We start from the raw sequence: 14259 nt of genomic DNA on the forward strand, positions 1-14259 counted from the left end.
GCACGATCGAGCTCGGCGAGCAGCGGCGCGGACCCCGACGACCGGCCAGCCTCCGCTCGACGTCGGCACGACGCGCGCCTCGTGCGCGCGATCGCAGGGGACCTCGCGATCGAAGTAGTCGACGATCAGCTTCTCTCCGCCGCGGTGCGGCATCGACGAGCGACTGACTTCGCCCGCGACGCGGTACCACGCGAAGCAGGGCAGGAACTTCACGTCGGGCTCGAGCACCACACGCCCGAGCCGCTTCCACGCCGAGCGCGACCAGGGGTGGAACGGCCGCGTGAGCCAGCGGCTCGTTCGCGCGCGATCGAGCGAGTCGAGCTCGCCGATCTCGAGATCGAGCGCGACCACGCACGGCCCGTACTGCCCGCCTTTCTGCTCCTCGCCGAAGATCACGAGCCCGACCACCGCGCGCCCTTCGTCGTACGGCAGCTCGAGCAGCTCGCCGGTGAGCAGCTTCGGAGGACGCGCGCTCTTCTCCGGCGCGCGCAGCTCGAGCGCGCGCACCATCGCGTCGTACGTGCTCGACGCGCCGCGCGGCGCGCCGCGATCGAACGCCGCGACGATCTCCGCGAGCCATGGCTTACGCCGGACGGTGCGGGTGAAGCGCTTCGCGACGCGATCGAGCGCGTCGCCGTACGCATCGAGCGGCGGGCGCATCGCCGCCGAGCAGGTCCTCTCCGATGTCGAACCAGCCCACGCGACGAGGCTAGTTAGCCCGGGAACGACTGCATCGCGAGATCGACGACGCGACGGAGCTGCTCTCGCGACGCGCCGTCCATCGACTGCACCGCGAGCCCCTGGCACACCGACCACACGTAGCGTGCGAGGTCGGCCGCCGAGGCCTCCTTCGGGAGCTCTCCCTCGCGCTTCGCGCGCTCGAAGCGCTTCGTGAGCAGCGCCAACGTCGCTTGCCGCTTCGCGGAGAGCGCGTCGCGGATGCTCACGTTCGCGTCGTTGCAGACGAGCGCGCCCTGCACGAGCAAGCACCCGCGAGGGCGGCCCGCGATGCCCACGGCGTCCGAGTAGAAGCGCATCACGCGGAACGCCGCGTCGCGTGCGGTCTCGGCCTCGAGGGCGGCGAGCACCGGCGCGCCGGCGCCTGCGACGTAGCGCTCGAGCGCGCGCTGGAAGAGCCCCTCTTTGCTGCCGAACGTCGCGTAGAGGCTCGGGCGGTTGATGCCCATCGCGGTCGTGAGCTGGTCGAGCGTCGTGCCCTCGAAGCCCCTCGTCCAGAAGAGCTCGAGGGCGCGATCGGTGGCTTCGTCGACGTCGAACGCTCGGGGTCGCGGCATGACGGCTGAAATGTACCACGCGGTACAGATAGCGCTTGCGCGCGTCTCGATGCTCGGTATTGTACCGGCGAGTACAAAACGAGGAGAGAGCCATGCAGGACACCAAGGGAACGGCGCTGATCACGGGTGCATCGACGGGAATCGGGGCGATCTACGCGGATCGCCTGGCGCGGCGCGGCTACGACCTGGTCCTCGTCGCGCGCCGTCGTGAGCTCCTCGACGAGCTCGCCGCGAAGATCGTCGCCGAGACCGGCCGGGCCGTGCGGACCATCGCCGCCGACCTCACCGACGAGCGCGACCTCGCGCGGGTCGAGGCCGAGGTGCGCGAGAGCACGACGCTCACGATGCTCGTCAACAACGCCGGCGTCGCCGCGGTGTCGCCGATCGTCGACGCGGATTCGCGCGCGATGGCGGAGATCGTCTCGCTCAACATCGGCGCGCTGGTGCGCCTCACCCACGCCGCCGCGCCCGGGCTCGTCGCGCGCCGCGGCGCGATCGTGAACATCTCGTCGATCACCGCGATCGCGCCCGAGGTGCTCAACGGCGTGTACGGCGGGAGCAAGGCGTTCGTCCTCGCGTTCAGCCAGTCGCTGCACCACGAGCTCGCGCCGCACGGCGTTCGCGTGCAGGTCGTGCTCCCCGGCGCGACCGCGACCGATCTGTGGGCGCGCGCGGGCCGGCCGGTCGAGCTCCTGCCGAAGCAGATCGTGATGTCCGCCGAGGACATGGTCGACACCGCGCTCGCGGCGTTCGATCAGGGCGAGCTCGTCACGATCCCCGCGCTTCCCGACGTCGCGCAGTGGGACACCTACGAGCGCGCGCGCGTCGCGATGCGACCGAACCTGTCGCTCGCGACGCCCGCCGCACGCTACACGCGCTAACGCGACATGTGCTGATAGCGCTCCTGGTAGACGCGTCCCGCCTGCTGGACCGCGCGCACCGAGGTGCGCTCCTCCTCGCTCTCTTCGAACACGACGCGGTGCTCGACCGTGGGATCGGCGGGCGCCGCGGGCAGCGCGCGCTCGGTCACCGCGAGGGCGCGGCTCGTGGTGCCGGGGAAGAGCTCGTACGCCGCGATCGCGGCCCGCGCGGGCATGCCCACGATCACACGCCCGCGCTTCGCCGCGATCGCGTCGACCATCTGCGACGCCGCGCGATCCGCGTCCATCGAGATCGCGGGCGCGATCGACGCGCTGCCGAACCACGCCTGCTCCTTCACCACGTCGCCGTGGTAGTGCGCGCGCACGTACGAGCCGGTCCTCATGAGGCCGGGCACGATCGTCGTCACCGCGATCCCGTCCTTCGCGACCTCGGCGTGCAGCCCCTCGCTGAAGCCGACCTCCGCGAACTTCGCGGCGCTGTAGGCGAGCAGGTGCGGGATCGGGATGCGGCCGCCGATCGACGTCACGTGCGCGATCCGTCCGCCGCCGTGCCCGCGCATGATCGGCAGTACCGCGAGCGTCGGGTTCACCGACGACCAGAAGATCGACTCCATCGCCTCCTGGAAGTCGCGGGTCGTCATCGACTCGATCGGGCCCACGCCGATCGTCGCGGCGCACGTGATCAAGACGTCGACGCGCCCGAGGTTCGCGAGCACCAGATCGAGGAAACGCGCCACCTCGGCCTCATCCGTCGCGTCGCACGATGCCGCGACCACCGTGCCTCCGCGCTCGATCAGATCGAGGCGCGCGCGCTCGGCGGTCTCTTCGTCGCGACCACAGATCGCCACCGGGCATCCGAGCGCGACGAAGCGACGCGCCATCGCGAGCCCGAGCCCGCGCGTGCCTCCGACGATCACGACGACGCGACCGTGCAGCGACGCGCGCGCCGCATGTCGTCGCGCAGCGCGCGTGGCGAGCACGAGGCCGCCGATGCCGGCCGCAGCCGCGAGGGTGAGCGCGACCCGGCGTCGAGAAGAAGAGCGCGTCCGCATGCGGCGCTCACGCTGCAGCGGAGATGCCATGCGGTGGTGAGGCGTGCTGGCACGCACGGACGCGACGGCCCCGGGGCTTTCCTCCGCCACATGCGTGCCCTAACGTTGATCGGATGGACTGGCAGACCGCGCTGGTGCTGCTGATCGAGCTCGCCGCGATCGGGTTCCTCGTGCAGCGGCTGGTGCTCGGTCGTCGCGCCGCACCGCCGAGCACGAAGCCCGACGTCGCAGCGGGATCGCTCGTGCGAAAGCCTCGTCGCTGAGCGTCGCGGAGGTCTCGAGAGATGGTCGATGGCACGCCCGCGATCCGCGTGGCGGAGGCGAACGCGCGCCCCGAGCGCCGCGACGGCGCGTTCGTCCTCTACTGGATGCTCGCGAACCGGCGCACGCGATCCTCGTTCCCGCTCGAGCGCGCGATCGCGTGGGCGAAGGAGCTCGATCGCCCGCTCGTGATCCTCGAGCCGCTGCGCTGCGACTACCCGTTCGCGTCCGAGCGCTTCCATCGCTTCGTCGTCGAGGGCATGGCCGACAACGCGCGCGCCTTCGCGAAGAAGGCCGTGCTCTACCACCCGTGGGTCGAGCGAAGGCGCGGGGAAGGACGCGGGCTGATCGAGGCGCTCGCCGCGCATGCGTCGCTGATCGTCGCCGACGACTCGCCGATCCCGTGGCTGCGCGGGATGGTGCGCGCCGCCGCGGAGCGCGTGCCGATCCGCGTGGAGCGCGTCGATCACCACGGGCTGATGCCGCTGCGCGCGACACCGCGCGCGTTCCCGGTCGCGCACGCGTTCCGCCGGTTCCTGCAGAAGGAGCTTCCGCTGCACCTCGCCGCGTGGCCGCAGGACGATCCGCTCGCGCGCGTCGCGCTCCCTCGGCTGCGCGCCCTGCCGCGCGAGATCACCGAGCGATGGCCGGCGGTCGGCCTGGGCGATCCCGCGGCGCTGATCGCGCACCTACCGATCGATCACACGATCGGCGCGATCGACGATCGCGGCGGCAGCACCGCCGCGCACGCGCGCCTCGCCGCGTTCCTCGAGGACGGGATCGATCGTTATCCCGATCGCAGCCACCCCGACGACGACGCATCGAGCCGACTCTCGTCGTGGCTGCACTTCGGGCACGTCTCGTCGCACGAGGTGCTCGGCGCGCTCGGCGCGCGCGAGCGCTGGACGCCCGCGAAGATCGCGAAGAAGCCCACGGGCACGCGCGAGGGCTGGTGGAACGTGAGCGACGCGGGCGACGCGTTCCTCGACGAGCTCGTCACGTGGCGCGAGCTCGGTGCCGTTCGCTGTCATCACACCGACGACTTCATGCGCTGGGAGGGACTGCCCGCGTGGGCGCGCGAGACGCTCGAGAAGCACGCGCACGACCCGCGCCCCGCGCTCTACGACCGCGCGCGCCTCGTGCGCGCCGAGACCGACGACCCGGTGTGGAACGCCGCGCAGCGCCAGCTCCTCGCCGAGGGCCGCATCCAGAACTACCTGCGCATGCTCTGGGGCAAGCGCGTGCTCGCGTGGACGGCGCACCCGCGCGAGGCGTTCGACCTGCTGATCGAGCTGAACGATCGCTACTCGATCGACGGGCGCGACCCCGCCTCCTGGCTCAACGTCGGATGGGTGTTCGGCGCGTATGATCGGCCGTGGGCGCCCCAGAGGCCCATCTACGGCAGCGTGCGCTACATGACGAGCGAGAGCGCGAAGCGGAAGCTGCGGATGAAGCAATGGCTGGCGAAGTGGAGCTGACCGAGCCCGAGGGGACCCTGCAGCTGCGCGGTTTCTCGCTCGAGGACCACGACGCGTTCCATGCGATCTGGGGCGATCCGGAGGTGATCTGGTGGGGTCACGATCGCGATCGTGAAGCGAGCCGCGCACGCCTCGAGCGCGTGATCGCATCGCGCGCACGGCGCGGTCAGGGCATCGGCTTCTGGGCGATCGTCGACCAGTCGATCGCGGAGCCGAGCGCGCGCGTCGTGGGCGACGTCGTGCTCCAACCAGCGCCCTTCGCGCGCGGCGATCTCGAGATCGGTTGGCACCTCCGGCGCGGGTGCTGGGGGTATGGCTACGCGGTGCGCTCGGCGCGGCTCATCGTGCGTCACGCGTTCGATCGCCTGCGTCTCGCGCGCGTCGTCGCGGCGATCGTGCCGAGCAACGAGCGCTCGATCGCGGTCGCGCAGCGGCTCGGGATGCGCATCGAGGGACGCGTGATGCACGGCGGCATGCAGCACGATCTCTGGGTGCTGCACCGCGACGATTGAGCCCTTGCCGGAGTGCTCGTCCCGGCGGGCGAGCCGATCTCGCGACTCTCTTCGAGCTTCCCGAGGGCCGCTTCGCGCGGCCGCGCTCAACGCGAGCGCAGGTACGCGAGGAGCAGCGTGCGATCGTCGTCCTCGAGCGCCATTCCGAAGCGATGCCCCGGCTCGGTGCGCGCGGGATCGAGCAGCGACTCGAGGGTCGGCACCGCGCCGTGGTGCAGATACGGCGCCGCATCGGCGACGCGCACCAGCGGGGCAGGGCGGTAGCCACCGGTGCCTCGCGCACGTCCCGTCGCGAGCTCGGCATCGGTCCCGATCTCGTCGATCGGCACGAGGTCTCCGCTGCCCACCGCATTCGAGTGGCAGCGACCGCACTCGCGCGCGAACACCAGCGCGCCACGCTCGCGATCGCGTGTCGCACCGACGTACGCCGGCGCCGCCGGCGCTTCGAGCGACTCGAGGTACGTCACCAGCGCCCACATCAGCTCGCGCGGCGGGCGCGTCTGGTGGTGGTTCGCCTGCACGTACTGCGTCTCCTGACGGATCGCGAGCGCGATCGGCGTCTCGTGGCGCAGCGTGCCCGCCTGCGTGAGCAAGCGCTGGTGCCGCAGCCCCCAGAGATCGGGGATCGCGATCGGCAGGTCCGCGACGTCCTCGAGCACGTCGGCGCGCCCCGGTCCCCAGCTCTCCCAGCGCTCGCGCGCGCGGGGATCGATCGCCGCGCCGCGCGCTTCGTAGAAGTCGATGCGCGCGCGACCGTAGTCGAGCGATCGCCGCGCTCGCCCGGCGATCAGCGCGCCGCTCGCGTCGCGCGCGCTGTGGCAGAGCGCGCACGTGATGCCCACGCCCGTTCGTCCCTCGACGTCGCGCGTGAGCACCAGCCCGGGCACGCTGCCGTCGGGCGCGCGCTCGATCCCGATGCTCGCGCCGTACTCCGCATCGCGGATCGCACGATCCCAGAACGGCTCCGTGCGCAGCGGTAGCTCGAAGAACACGCGCTCGCCGAGCGCGACCCACGCCTCGTGCGTGGTCGGTCGTGCGCCATCCCAGAGTGGCGCGACGTGCGCGTCGACGATCGGCGTCTCGCCGCGCGACATCGCCTGCGCGACCTCGACGTCGATGCGGCGCACGCGCGGGCTCCACACCGGGAGCACGTCCCACCCGCTGCGCTCGCGCCCGTACGCCGCGAGGCGCGTCGCGGAGTAGAGGTTCTCGCGGTTCGTGAGCGAGGCCTCGAGCGCCTCGCGCCGCACGCGCGGATCGTCGAGATACTGCGGCGCGTGCGCGTCGATCCACCCATCGCTCCACGGCTCGAGCGAGGGATCGATCGCGGGCGCGATCGCGATCGGCTCCGCCGGCGCGTCACACGCGGCGAGCACCATCGCGATCGCGAGCCACGCGCGCATCAGGTGACGATCTCGGGCTCCCGGCTCACCGGTGCGAGCTCGAGCGTCCGCTCGACGCCATCGATGCGCACGCGCATCTCGAGCCGCAGCTGCACGCCGTAGGTGCGCCACGCCTCGCCCTGACCGATCGCGCTCCAGTCGGGCGCGCTCGTGTCGTAGCGGACGTCGAGTCGCGCGCCGGGCTCGATGCGCTCGTCCCACGCGCCGAACGTCTCTCCGACGAACACCCGCGCGCGCTGCGGCTCGAGCTCGTCGACGAGCTCACCGTCCATCGTCAGCAGGCGGATCGCGACGACCTCGAAGGGCACCGACGAGTCCCCCTCGCTCGCGCTGATCGCGAGCTGCACCGCGGTCTGGGTGCACCAACCGCAGGGCCCGTCCTCGGCGCAGTCCCCCGCGATCAGGCCGGGCTCGAGCGGCGCGCCCGCCTCGTCGGGACAGTCGTCGGCGAGCGTCACCGACGCGATCGACGCCTGCACGTCGAGCGACTCGGTGGAGTGGCTCGCGGCACATCCCTGGAGCGTGGGCGCGGCGAGCGCGAGAGCGACGAAGAGCGAGCGAACGAAGCGCGAAGTCATGCGGGTCCCCTCCGGAGCACGGTCTCGCAGTGCAGCGCTCGTGCCGCGCGAATTGCCCGGATTCTATGCGAAGTACGTGTGCCGCGGCGTGCCGAGCGCGCGTGATAGTCTCGCCGCCCATGATGACGACGAAGCACCTCGTGCTGCTCGCGCTCGGTGCGGGCGCGCTCTCCGCCGGATGCGGCGCCGCCGCCGATCACACCGCCACGCTCGCGCGCCTGCGCGACGCGATCGACGCCCCGATCGCCACACCGACGCAGCTCGAGGATCACAACCAGCTCGTCGAGAACGTGGTGCGCAGCGGTGCGCTCGACGGGCTGCGCCAGCACGAGGTGCAGGAGCGCATCGGACGCGGCGAGGACTGCGGCGTGCGCGCGCTCTGCTCCGAGCACGGCTTCCGCCCGACCGACTGGGTCTACGACGTGGGCCGCGATCCCAACGATCCGCAGCTCCCCGCGGGCCCGACGCTCGTCGTCGGCTTCGACCCGACCGGCCACGTCGACGGCACGTACTACGTCACGCGTCGCTGATCAGTCCTTCAGCAGGTAGCGCGTCACGACGTCGGTGATCGTGCGCACCATCTCGTCGTCGTCGGTCTCGCGCCGCTGCGTCGTCACGGCGTGCGTGAGCGCGTCGACCATGTGCACCGAGACGAACGCCGCGAGGCGCGTGTCCTCGACGCGCAGCAGCGCGTGGTGCGCGTCGAGGTACGCCTTCGTGATCTCGATGACGCGATCGAGCTCCTGCTCGTAGCGCGCGAGGCGTCCGGTGCGCGGGATCTGCTCGCGCAGCACCTTCGCGAGCTTCGGGCGCTCGCGCTTGCTCGCGATCATCGCGCTCACGAGCGCGCCCGCGACGGTGCGCGGCGCGTGGTCGCTCATCGCGGCGAAGGTGTCGACGACCATCTGGAAGAGGAACGCGGAGTGGCGATCGACGAGCTCGCCCACCAGCGACTCTTTGTTGGGGAAGTACTGGTAGAGCGATCCGATGCTCACGCCCGCGCGCTCCGCGACGCGGTTCGTCGAGAGCGCGTCGTACCCGTCGCGCACGAGAATGTGAGCGGTCGCATCGAGGATCGCGTCGACCGTGTCCTGCGCGCGGCGCTGGAGAGGCCGCTTTCTCGGCGTGGTGTCGGGACGTCGTGCCATGCGGGAATGCGAGTGGAAGAACGTGAGCTGTGGCTCACATTCTATCTCGACCCGGGGTAGGAGGAAGCACGATGGCGTGGAAGCCGCTCAACTCGCTCTTGCTCGTGCGTGCGGTGCTGCGACTGGTGCGCGATCCGCGACGGCTCGACGAGGTGTTCCGCATCGCCGACGCGATGGAGTCGGCCGAGCTCGCGGCGCGCGTCGAGGAAGAGTTCCGGCGCCACCCCGAGCACCTCGATGCATTGCGCGATCGGCCGCGCATCGGGCGCATCGACGTCGCGAAGCTCGCGGCGATGCCCGAGGGCTCGCTCGGCCGTGCGTTCGCGGACTTCCTGACCGAGAACCAGCTCGACCCCGAGGACATCGAGGTCAACGCGGTGCGCTCCGACTTCGACTTCGTGCGCGCCCACCTGCGCGAGACCCACGACGTCTGGCACGTCGCGACCGGCTTCACGACCGACGTCGCGGGCGAGCTCGGCCTGCAGGCGTTCTATCTCGCGCAGTTCCGCGCGCCGCTCGCCGCGATGCTGCTCACGGTCGGCATGCTGAACACGCTCCTCTACGCGATGGAGGATCGCGACGCGCGCATGCGCGCGATCTCCCGCGGATGGCTGCTCGGCAAGCGCGCGGGCTCGCTCTTCGGGTACCGCTGGGCGGAGCGCTGGGAGCGCCCGCTCGTCGAGGTGCGTCGCGAGCTCGGGCTCGACGTCGCCGTGGTCGACGAGGCGATCGAGTCGCTCGTCGGCCCCGAGGAGCGACTCGCGACCGAGCTCCGCGCCGCGGCGTGATCAGCGCCAGCTGGAGTGCTCGCTCGCGCACGGCCCGCACGGGAGCGAGCACGTGGACGGGAGGGCGCTCAGCGCCAGCGCGCGATCCGCTCGAGCACCCACTGCACGACGTCACGCGTGATCGAGACGGCCCGCGCGAGCGCGATCCGGGCGCGGGCTCGCGCGACGATCGGCGCGAGCGCGACCGGCGAGTCGACGAGCGTCGGATCGCCCGCGACCATCGCGAGCTCGGTCGACGCTTCCTCGAGACGGATGCGCCGCCGCACGCCGCTCGCGCCCATCTCCGCCACGGCGGAAGGGCGCGCCTTGCGCGTCGCGTCGTCCTCTCGACGCCGCACCTGCGCGCCGGTCCGCTCGCGCCGCATCGGCGCGACGTCGCGCGTCACCGCGTCCTCGTGCTGCTCGAGCGCCGCGATGATCACGCCGCGCGCGCCTTCGATGCGCTCGCCCATCACGCGCTTCACGTGGCGCGCGACCTCCTCGCGGGTCGCGAGCCCACCGAGCGCCGGGGCCGCGCGCTCGATCGATCGCGCGAGCTCGCTCGCGGTCTCGAAGCGCGCCGCGGGATCACGCGCGAGCGCACGGGCCAGCGTGGCCTGCAGCGCGATCACGGTCGGCGCGATCGTGCCGATCGGCGGCGCCTCGCGCTCGGGCTCGCGCAGCAGCGCCGCGAGCCCGCCCTCGAAGAGCCGACGCCCCGCGAGCATCTCCCAGAGCACCACGCCCATCGCGTAGACGTCGGTGCGTCGATCGATCCGCTGGCTCCGGATCTGCTCGGGCGCGAGGTAACCGACCTTGCCCTTCACGCGTCCCGGCGGCGTGCGCGGCGCGCGATCCGCAGTGCGCGCCACGCCGAAGTCCGTGAGGAGCGCGTGCCCGTCGGTGCGCACCAGGACGTTCGCGGGCGAGACGTCGCAGTGCACGATCCCGACGAGGCGCCCCTGCTCGTCGCGCGCCTCGTGGGCCGCGTCGAGCCCGAGCAGCGCGTCGTGCACCACCCGCATCGCGATGCGCGGCGGCACCGTCTCGGCCTCGAAGAGCTCGCGCAGCGACGCGCCGTCGACGAACTCCATCACCAGCGCGCGGTTGCCCGTCGCATCGGTCGCGACGTCGAGCACGCGCACCACGTGGGGATGATCGATGGCGCGAGCGATGTGCGCCTCGTCGAGGATCGCCTCCGCGTCCTCGCTGGGCCGATGCGGCACCTTCATCGCGACGCAGCGCGCGAGGCCGCGTGGTCCGGGGGCGCGTGCCGCCCAGACCGCGCCCATGCCCCCGTTGGCGATGCGCGTGACCAGCTCGTAGTCGCCGAACCTGACGCCGCTCGCGCGCGCGTCCGCCTGGCCTCGGTTCGATCCGGAGCGCGACATCCGCTGCCCTCCGGAGGCCAAGTGGGAGGCCCGCGGGGATTCGGGTCACGCGAGATTTCGTCGCGGCGCGGGGCTGCTCGTCCGGCGCAGCATTCGCTCGAGGAGCGGGCGGGCGCGACGCAGCCGGTGCAGCGCGACGGCCCCGGGCACGGTCTCCGGCGCGAGGAGCGCGAGGACGTACCCGTGACCGAGCGGTGCTGCGTGGGCGGTCGCGGGCCCGAGCACGCGCGAGACGTGATCGCGCTCCTGCGTCAGCTCCGCGTGGATGCCCGCACAGACCACCGCGCCCCAGCGCGCGACGTCCGCCGCGTCGACCCAGTCCGCGTGGGCGACGTGCTCGACGACGTCGCCGTTGCACGTCGCGATGCACGCGATGCCCCCGACGCCCGCCGCAGCGTAGTCGAGGATCCGGCGGACCTGTGCGAGGGCCTTCGCGCTCTCGAACTGCCGGGGCACGAGGCGAGCGTAGCGCGGGTCGCACGGCGCGCGGAAGAGTGGCTCGCATCGTGCGAAGCGCCTCGGCCGTCCTCTCTCGCTCACCGAGGTGCTCATGAACGCCGCTCGTTCGGCGCGCTCGCTCCGCGCGTCGGAGACTCGCGACCCCGTTCTCTCGCTCGTCCTGGGGCTCGTCGTCCCCGCGACGATGCTCGCCGGCTGTGACTGCAGCGGGCGCATCGACGGCGCGGGCACATCGTGCGTGACCAGCGCCGAGTGTCCGACCGGGAGCGCATGCGTCGATGGTCTCTGCCAGGGCACCGGGGTGCCCGACGGAGGTCAGGTCGGCTCGTGCACCTCGGACCCGCCGATGCCGGTCGCCGAGTCGTGCAACGGCCGCGACGACGACTGCGACGGAGAGATCGACGACGGCGTGCTCTCGACCTGCGGCGACTGCGATCCCTCGTGCGAGGGCGAGCACCTCGGCCCGGGCACGGGCACGCCCTTCGATCCCGAGGGCCACACCGACGGCAGCGAGAGCGAAGGCGTCGGGCTCGACGACGACGGCGCGATCGTCCTCGACTCCCGCCGCATCGAGACCGCGTTCATCTGGATCGCGAACACCGGCGACGGAACGGTCTCGAAGGTCGACACGCGCACCCGCGTCGAGGTCGCGCGCTATCGCACCGGTCCCGCGGGCGGCGCCGACGACCCCTCGCGCACCTCGGTGAACTCGCTCGGCGACGTCTACGTCGCGAACCGTGCGGGCCGCAGCGTCACGAAGATCTCGGTCCTCGGCGCGGACTGTCCCGACACCGACGGCGACGGGGTGGTGCGCACCTCGACCGGCCCCACCGACGTTCTGCCGTGGGGCCAGGACGACTGCGTGCTGTGGAACGTCTCGCTGCCCGACGGCGGCATCCTCCGCGCGCTCGCGGCGCAGGACACGCTGGGCCCCGACGGCGAGATCATCACGGCGGTGTGGGTCGGCGGGTGGGAAGGGCTCGCGTGGAAGCTCGACGGCGAGAACGGCGCGATCCTCGTGCGCACCGCGTCGCCCACGAACAACTACGGCTTCGCGCTCGACGGCGCGGGCAACCTCTGGATCGCCGGGCGCAGCGCGCGCGTGCTCGGCCGCATCGACACCCGCCGCTGCGTCAACACCGCGAGCTGCGACGTCGCGCCGTGCGCCGACGACGGCGACTCGTGCATCAAGCAGCAGGTCTCGATCCCCGCGGGCCACAACCCCTACGGCATCACCGTGGACGCCGATCAGCGGGTGTGGGTCGCGATGCACGGCACCAGCACGATCGGCCGCTACGATCCCGACGCGGCGGGCGCGCGCTGGACCTTCGTGAACGTCGGCATCGACTGCCACGGCATCGCCGCCGACGGCGCGGGCTGGGTGTGGGCGGCGGGCTACGGCGCGGGCGTGGTGCGCCTCGACGCCGACGATCCGACGATGTTCGTGGTCGTGCCGGGCACGGGCGGCCGCGCGAGCAAGGGCATGGCGATCGACTTCGACGGCAACGTCTGGTCGATCAACCAGGGCACCGACGACGCGACGGTGATCGAGCCGGGCGCGACGCTCGCCGACGCGACGGTCACGACCGACGTCGTGCCCGCGGGCATCGAGCGCTACACGTACTCCGACATGACGGGGCAGCAGCTGCGCCTCGCGACCGATCCGCGCGGCTGGTACCGCCGTCCCTTCGAGGGGTGCCCCGAGGGCACCGACGTCGAGACCGAGTGGCGCGACCTGCGCTTCGAGGGATCGACCCCGCCCGGCACGCTGATGCGCTTCCGCGTGCGCACCGCGGCGACGCGCGCGGAGCTCGCGAGCGCGATGTGGATCCTCGTCGGCGAGGCACCGCCCGCGACGTCTCCGCTGTCCATCGGCGATGCGCTCACGGCCGCGTCGATCGAGCCGCTGCGATGGATCGAGGTCGAGGTCCAGCTCGAGGCGATGCGCTCGAGCGCGACCGAGATCATCTCGCCCCGCCTCACGTCGCTGACGGTCACGCGCCAGTGCGGATCGCTGGTGTTCTAGAAGGAAGGCAGGACGACGTGTCCCTTCCGGTTCCTGCGCCTCGGAGGCGCCCTCGTTCAGTCGAGGAGCTCGTCGACGGGGCGGAGGAGGGGCGGGGGCTCGGGATCGCCGATGCGCTGCCTCAGGTTGACCTCGATCATCCGCGAGATGGCGCGCAGCGGGAGGTCGTTGGGGTCGGTGCCGAAGGGCATCTCGATCTCGTCGCCGACGACGTCGAGACCGAAGAACGCGTACGCCACGAGGCCGACCGCGAAGGGCGTGTAGATCCCGATCTCGTCCACCAGTCCGAACGGCAGCGCGTAGCAGTACACCGCGGTGATCCGGTGGATCAGCGTGGTGTACGAGAACGGGATCGGCGTCGCCTTGATGCGCTCGCAGCCGCCCTGGATGTCGGTGAGCGCGGTCATCGACTGCTCGAGCACCGGCAGGTGCATCGTGTGGATCCACCCGCGCTGCCACGCCGCGCGGATGCGCTCCGCGGTGCCCTGCGTGATCGCGAAGGGGCGATTGCTCTCCTTGCGCAGCAGCTCGATCTCGTCGGCCGGGAGGAACGGCGCCAGCTGCGCGAGGTCGTCCTCGTCGCGCAGCGCGAGCCGCAGCGCATGCGCGAACGCAGCGATGCGCAGCACGATCTCGCGCTGGAACGCGCGCAGCTCGTTCTCGTCGACGCGCGGGCCCTCGGGCTGCGTGCCCACGATGGTCAGCACCTGCCGCGTGAACGTGCGCGTCGTGTTGACGAGCGAGCCCCAGAGCTTGCGGCCCTCCCACCAGCGGTCGTAGCTCGCGTTGTTCCGGAAGCCGAGGAAGATGCCGAGCGCGACGCCGATCAGCGTGAACGGCAGTGGCTTCAGGTTCGGATGCCAGTCGTGCAGCTCCTCGAGGATCGTCACGAAGATCGAGACGACGAGCACGCCGGCGATGCGGTACTTGGTCCGTGGGAGCTCGCTTCCCTTGTACGCGAAGACGAGACGCCACCACGAGACCTTCGACGGGACCAGCATCCGTGCG

16 protein-coding genes are annotated in these 14259 nt (G+C 72.0%); 8 read left to right on the top strand and 8 right to left on the bottom strand.

Translation table 11 applies throughout. The features are described 5' to 3' along the window. Positions 1 to 81: 81 nt before the first annotated feature. Positions 82 to 717, top strand: a complete 636-nt coding sequence (locus I5071_RS07845; RefSeq protein WP_236604783.1) for a hypothetical protein — start codon at positions 82 to 84, stop codon at positions 715 to 717. Here I5071_RS07845 and I5071_RS07850 read toward each other — a convergent pair. After that, positions 714 to 1295, bottom strand: a complete 582-nt coding sequence (locus tag I5071_RS07850) for a TetR/AcrR family transcriptional regulator (protein WP_236604784.1) — start codon at positions 1293 to 1295, stop codon at positions 714 to 716. The two genes, I5071_RS07845 and I5071_RS07850, sit on opposite strands and share 4 nt — an antisense overlap. Before the next feature lie 92 nt (positions 1296 to 1387). Here I5071_RS07850 and I5071_RS07855 point away from each other — a divergent pair, with 92 nt between their 5' ends. Then, on the top strand, positions 1388 to 2176 hold the full coding sequence (locus tag I5071_RS07855) for an SDR family NAD(P)-dependent oxidoreductase (RefSeq protein WP_236604785.1): 789 nt from the start codon (positions 1388 to 1390) through the stop codon (positions 2174 to 2176). On the opposite strand, the gene I5071_RS07860 is transcribed toward I5071_RS07855, so the two are convergent. After that, positions 2173 to 3228, bottom strand: coding sequence for an SDR family NAD(P)-dependent oxidoreductase (locus I5071_RS07860; protein WP_236604786.1), 1056 nt, complete (start codon positions 3226 to 3228; stop codon positions 2173 to 2175). The two genes, I5071_RS07855 and I5071_RS07860, sit on opposite strands and share 4 nt — an antisense overlap. 113 nt (positions 3229 to 3341) lie before the next feature. Here I5071_RS07860 and I5071_RS07865 point away from each other — a divergent pair, with 113 nt between their 5' ends. From I5071_RS07865 to I5071_RS07875, 3 genes are read left to right on the top strand one after another with little or no spacing between them, the layout of a single operon-like run. Continuing rightward, positions 3342 to 3491: a hypothetical protein gene (locus tag I5071_RS07865; protein WP_236604787.1), complete on the top strand. Its 150-nt coding sequence runs from the start codon at positions 3342 to 3344 to the stop codon at positions 3489 to 3491. Positions 3492 to 3512: 21 nt separating this feature from the next. Beyond that, a complete protein-coding gene (locus I5071_RS07870; RefSeq protein WP_236604788.1) occupies positions 3513 to 4967 on the top strand; it encodes a deoxyribodipyrimidine photolyase in 1455 nt (484 codons plus the stop codon). Then, positions 4946 to 5479, top strand: a complete 534-nt coding sequence (locus tag I5071_RS07875) for a GNAT family N-acetyltransferase (protein ID WP_236604789.1) — start codon at positions 4946 to 4948, stop codon at positions 5477 to 5479. The genes I5071_RS07870 and I5071_RS07875 overlap by 22 nt, the downstream gene beginning before the upstream one ends. A gap of 86 nt (positions 5480 to 5565) precedes the next feature. Here I5071_RS07875 and I5071_RS07880 read toward each other — a convergent pair whose 3' ends face one another. Further along, entirely contained in the window at positions 5566 to 6882 is a 1317-nt protein-coding gene (locus I5071_RS07880; protein WP_236604790.1) for a hypothetical protein, read from the bottom strand. Then, positions 6882 to 7460 (bottom strand): hypothetical protein, encoded by a 579-nt coding sequence (locus I5071_RS07885; RefSeq protein WP_236604791.1) that lies wholly within the window; start codon positions 7458 to 7460, stop codon positions 6882 to 6884. Before I5071_RS07885 ends, I5071_RS07880 begins: the two co-directional genes overlap by 1 nt. Positions 7461 to 7579: 119 nt before the next feature. Between I5071_RS07885 and I5071_RS07890 the strand changes: the two genes are divergently transcribed. Continuing rightward, positions 7580 to 7990: a hypothetical protein gene (locus I5071_RS07890; RefSeq protein ID WP_236604792.1), complete on the top strand. Its 411-nt coding sequence runs from the start codon at positions 7580 to 7582 to the stop codon at positions 7988 to 7990. On the opposite strand, the gene I5071_RS07895 is transcribed toward I5071_RS07890, so the two are convergent. After that, positions 7991 to 8608, bottom strand: coding sequence for a TetR/AcrR family transcriptional regulator (locus I5071_RS07895; RefSeq protein WP_236604793.1), 618 nt, complete (start codon positions 8606 to 8608; stop codon positions 7991 to 7993). Between the two features lie 71 nt (positions 8609 to 8679). Between I5071_RS07895 and I5071_RS07900 the strand changes: the two genes are divergently transcribed. Continuing rightward, positions 8680 to 9396 carry a Coq4 family protein gene (locus tag I5071_RS07900; protein ID WP_236604794.1) on the top strand — a complete coding sequence of 239 codons (717 nt, stop codon included), beginning with the start codon at positions 8680 to 8682 and terminating at the stop codon, positions 9394 to 9396. A gap of 68 nt (positions 9397 to 9464) precedes the next feature. On the opposite strand, the gene I5071_RS07905 is transcribed toward I5071_RS07900, so the two are convergent. Then, on the bottom strand, positions 9465 to 10766 hold the full coding sequence (locus I5071_RS07905) for a serine/threonine-protein kinase (RefSeq protein ID WP_236604795.1): 1302 nt from the start codon (positions 10764 to 10766) through the stop codon (positions 9465 to 9467). A 45-nt stretch (positions 10767 to 10811) separates the two neighbouring features. Continuing rightward, complete coding sequence (locus tag I5071_RS07910; protein WP_236604796.1) at positions 10812 to 11222, bottom strand: hypothetical protein; 411 nt, start codon at positions 11220 to 11222, stop codon at positions 10812 to 10814. 94 nt (positions 11223 to 11316) lie between these two features. Between I5071_RS07910 and I5071_RS07915 the strand changes: the two genes are divergently transcribed. Further along, entirely contained in the window at positions 11317 to 13251 is a 1935-nt protein-coding gene (locus I5071_RS07915) for a hypothetical protein (protein WP_236604797.1), read from the top strand. Between the two features lie 56 nt (positions 13252 to 13307). Here the strand turns inward: I5071_RS07915 and I5071_RS07920 are convergent, their stop codons facing one another. Continuing rightward, entirely contained in the window at positions 13308 to 14252 is a 945-nt protein-coding gene (locus tag I5071_RS07920) for a bestrophin family protein (RefSeq protein ID WP_236604798.1), read from the bottom strand. Positions 14253 to 14259: the final 7 nt, after the last annotated feature.

Origin of the sequence: Sandaracinus amylolyticus, assembly GCF_021631985.1 — a bacterium.
In the GTDB taxonomy this organism is placed as follows: domain Bacteria; phylum Myxococcota_A; class Polyangia; order Polyangiales; family Sandaracinaceae; genus Sandaracinus; species Sandaracinus amylolyticus_A.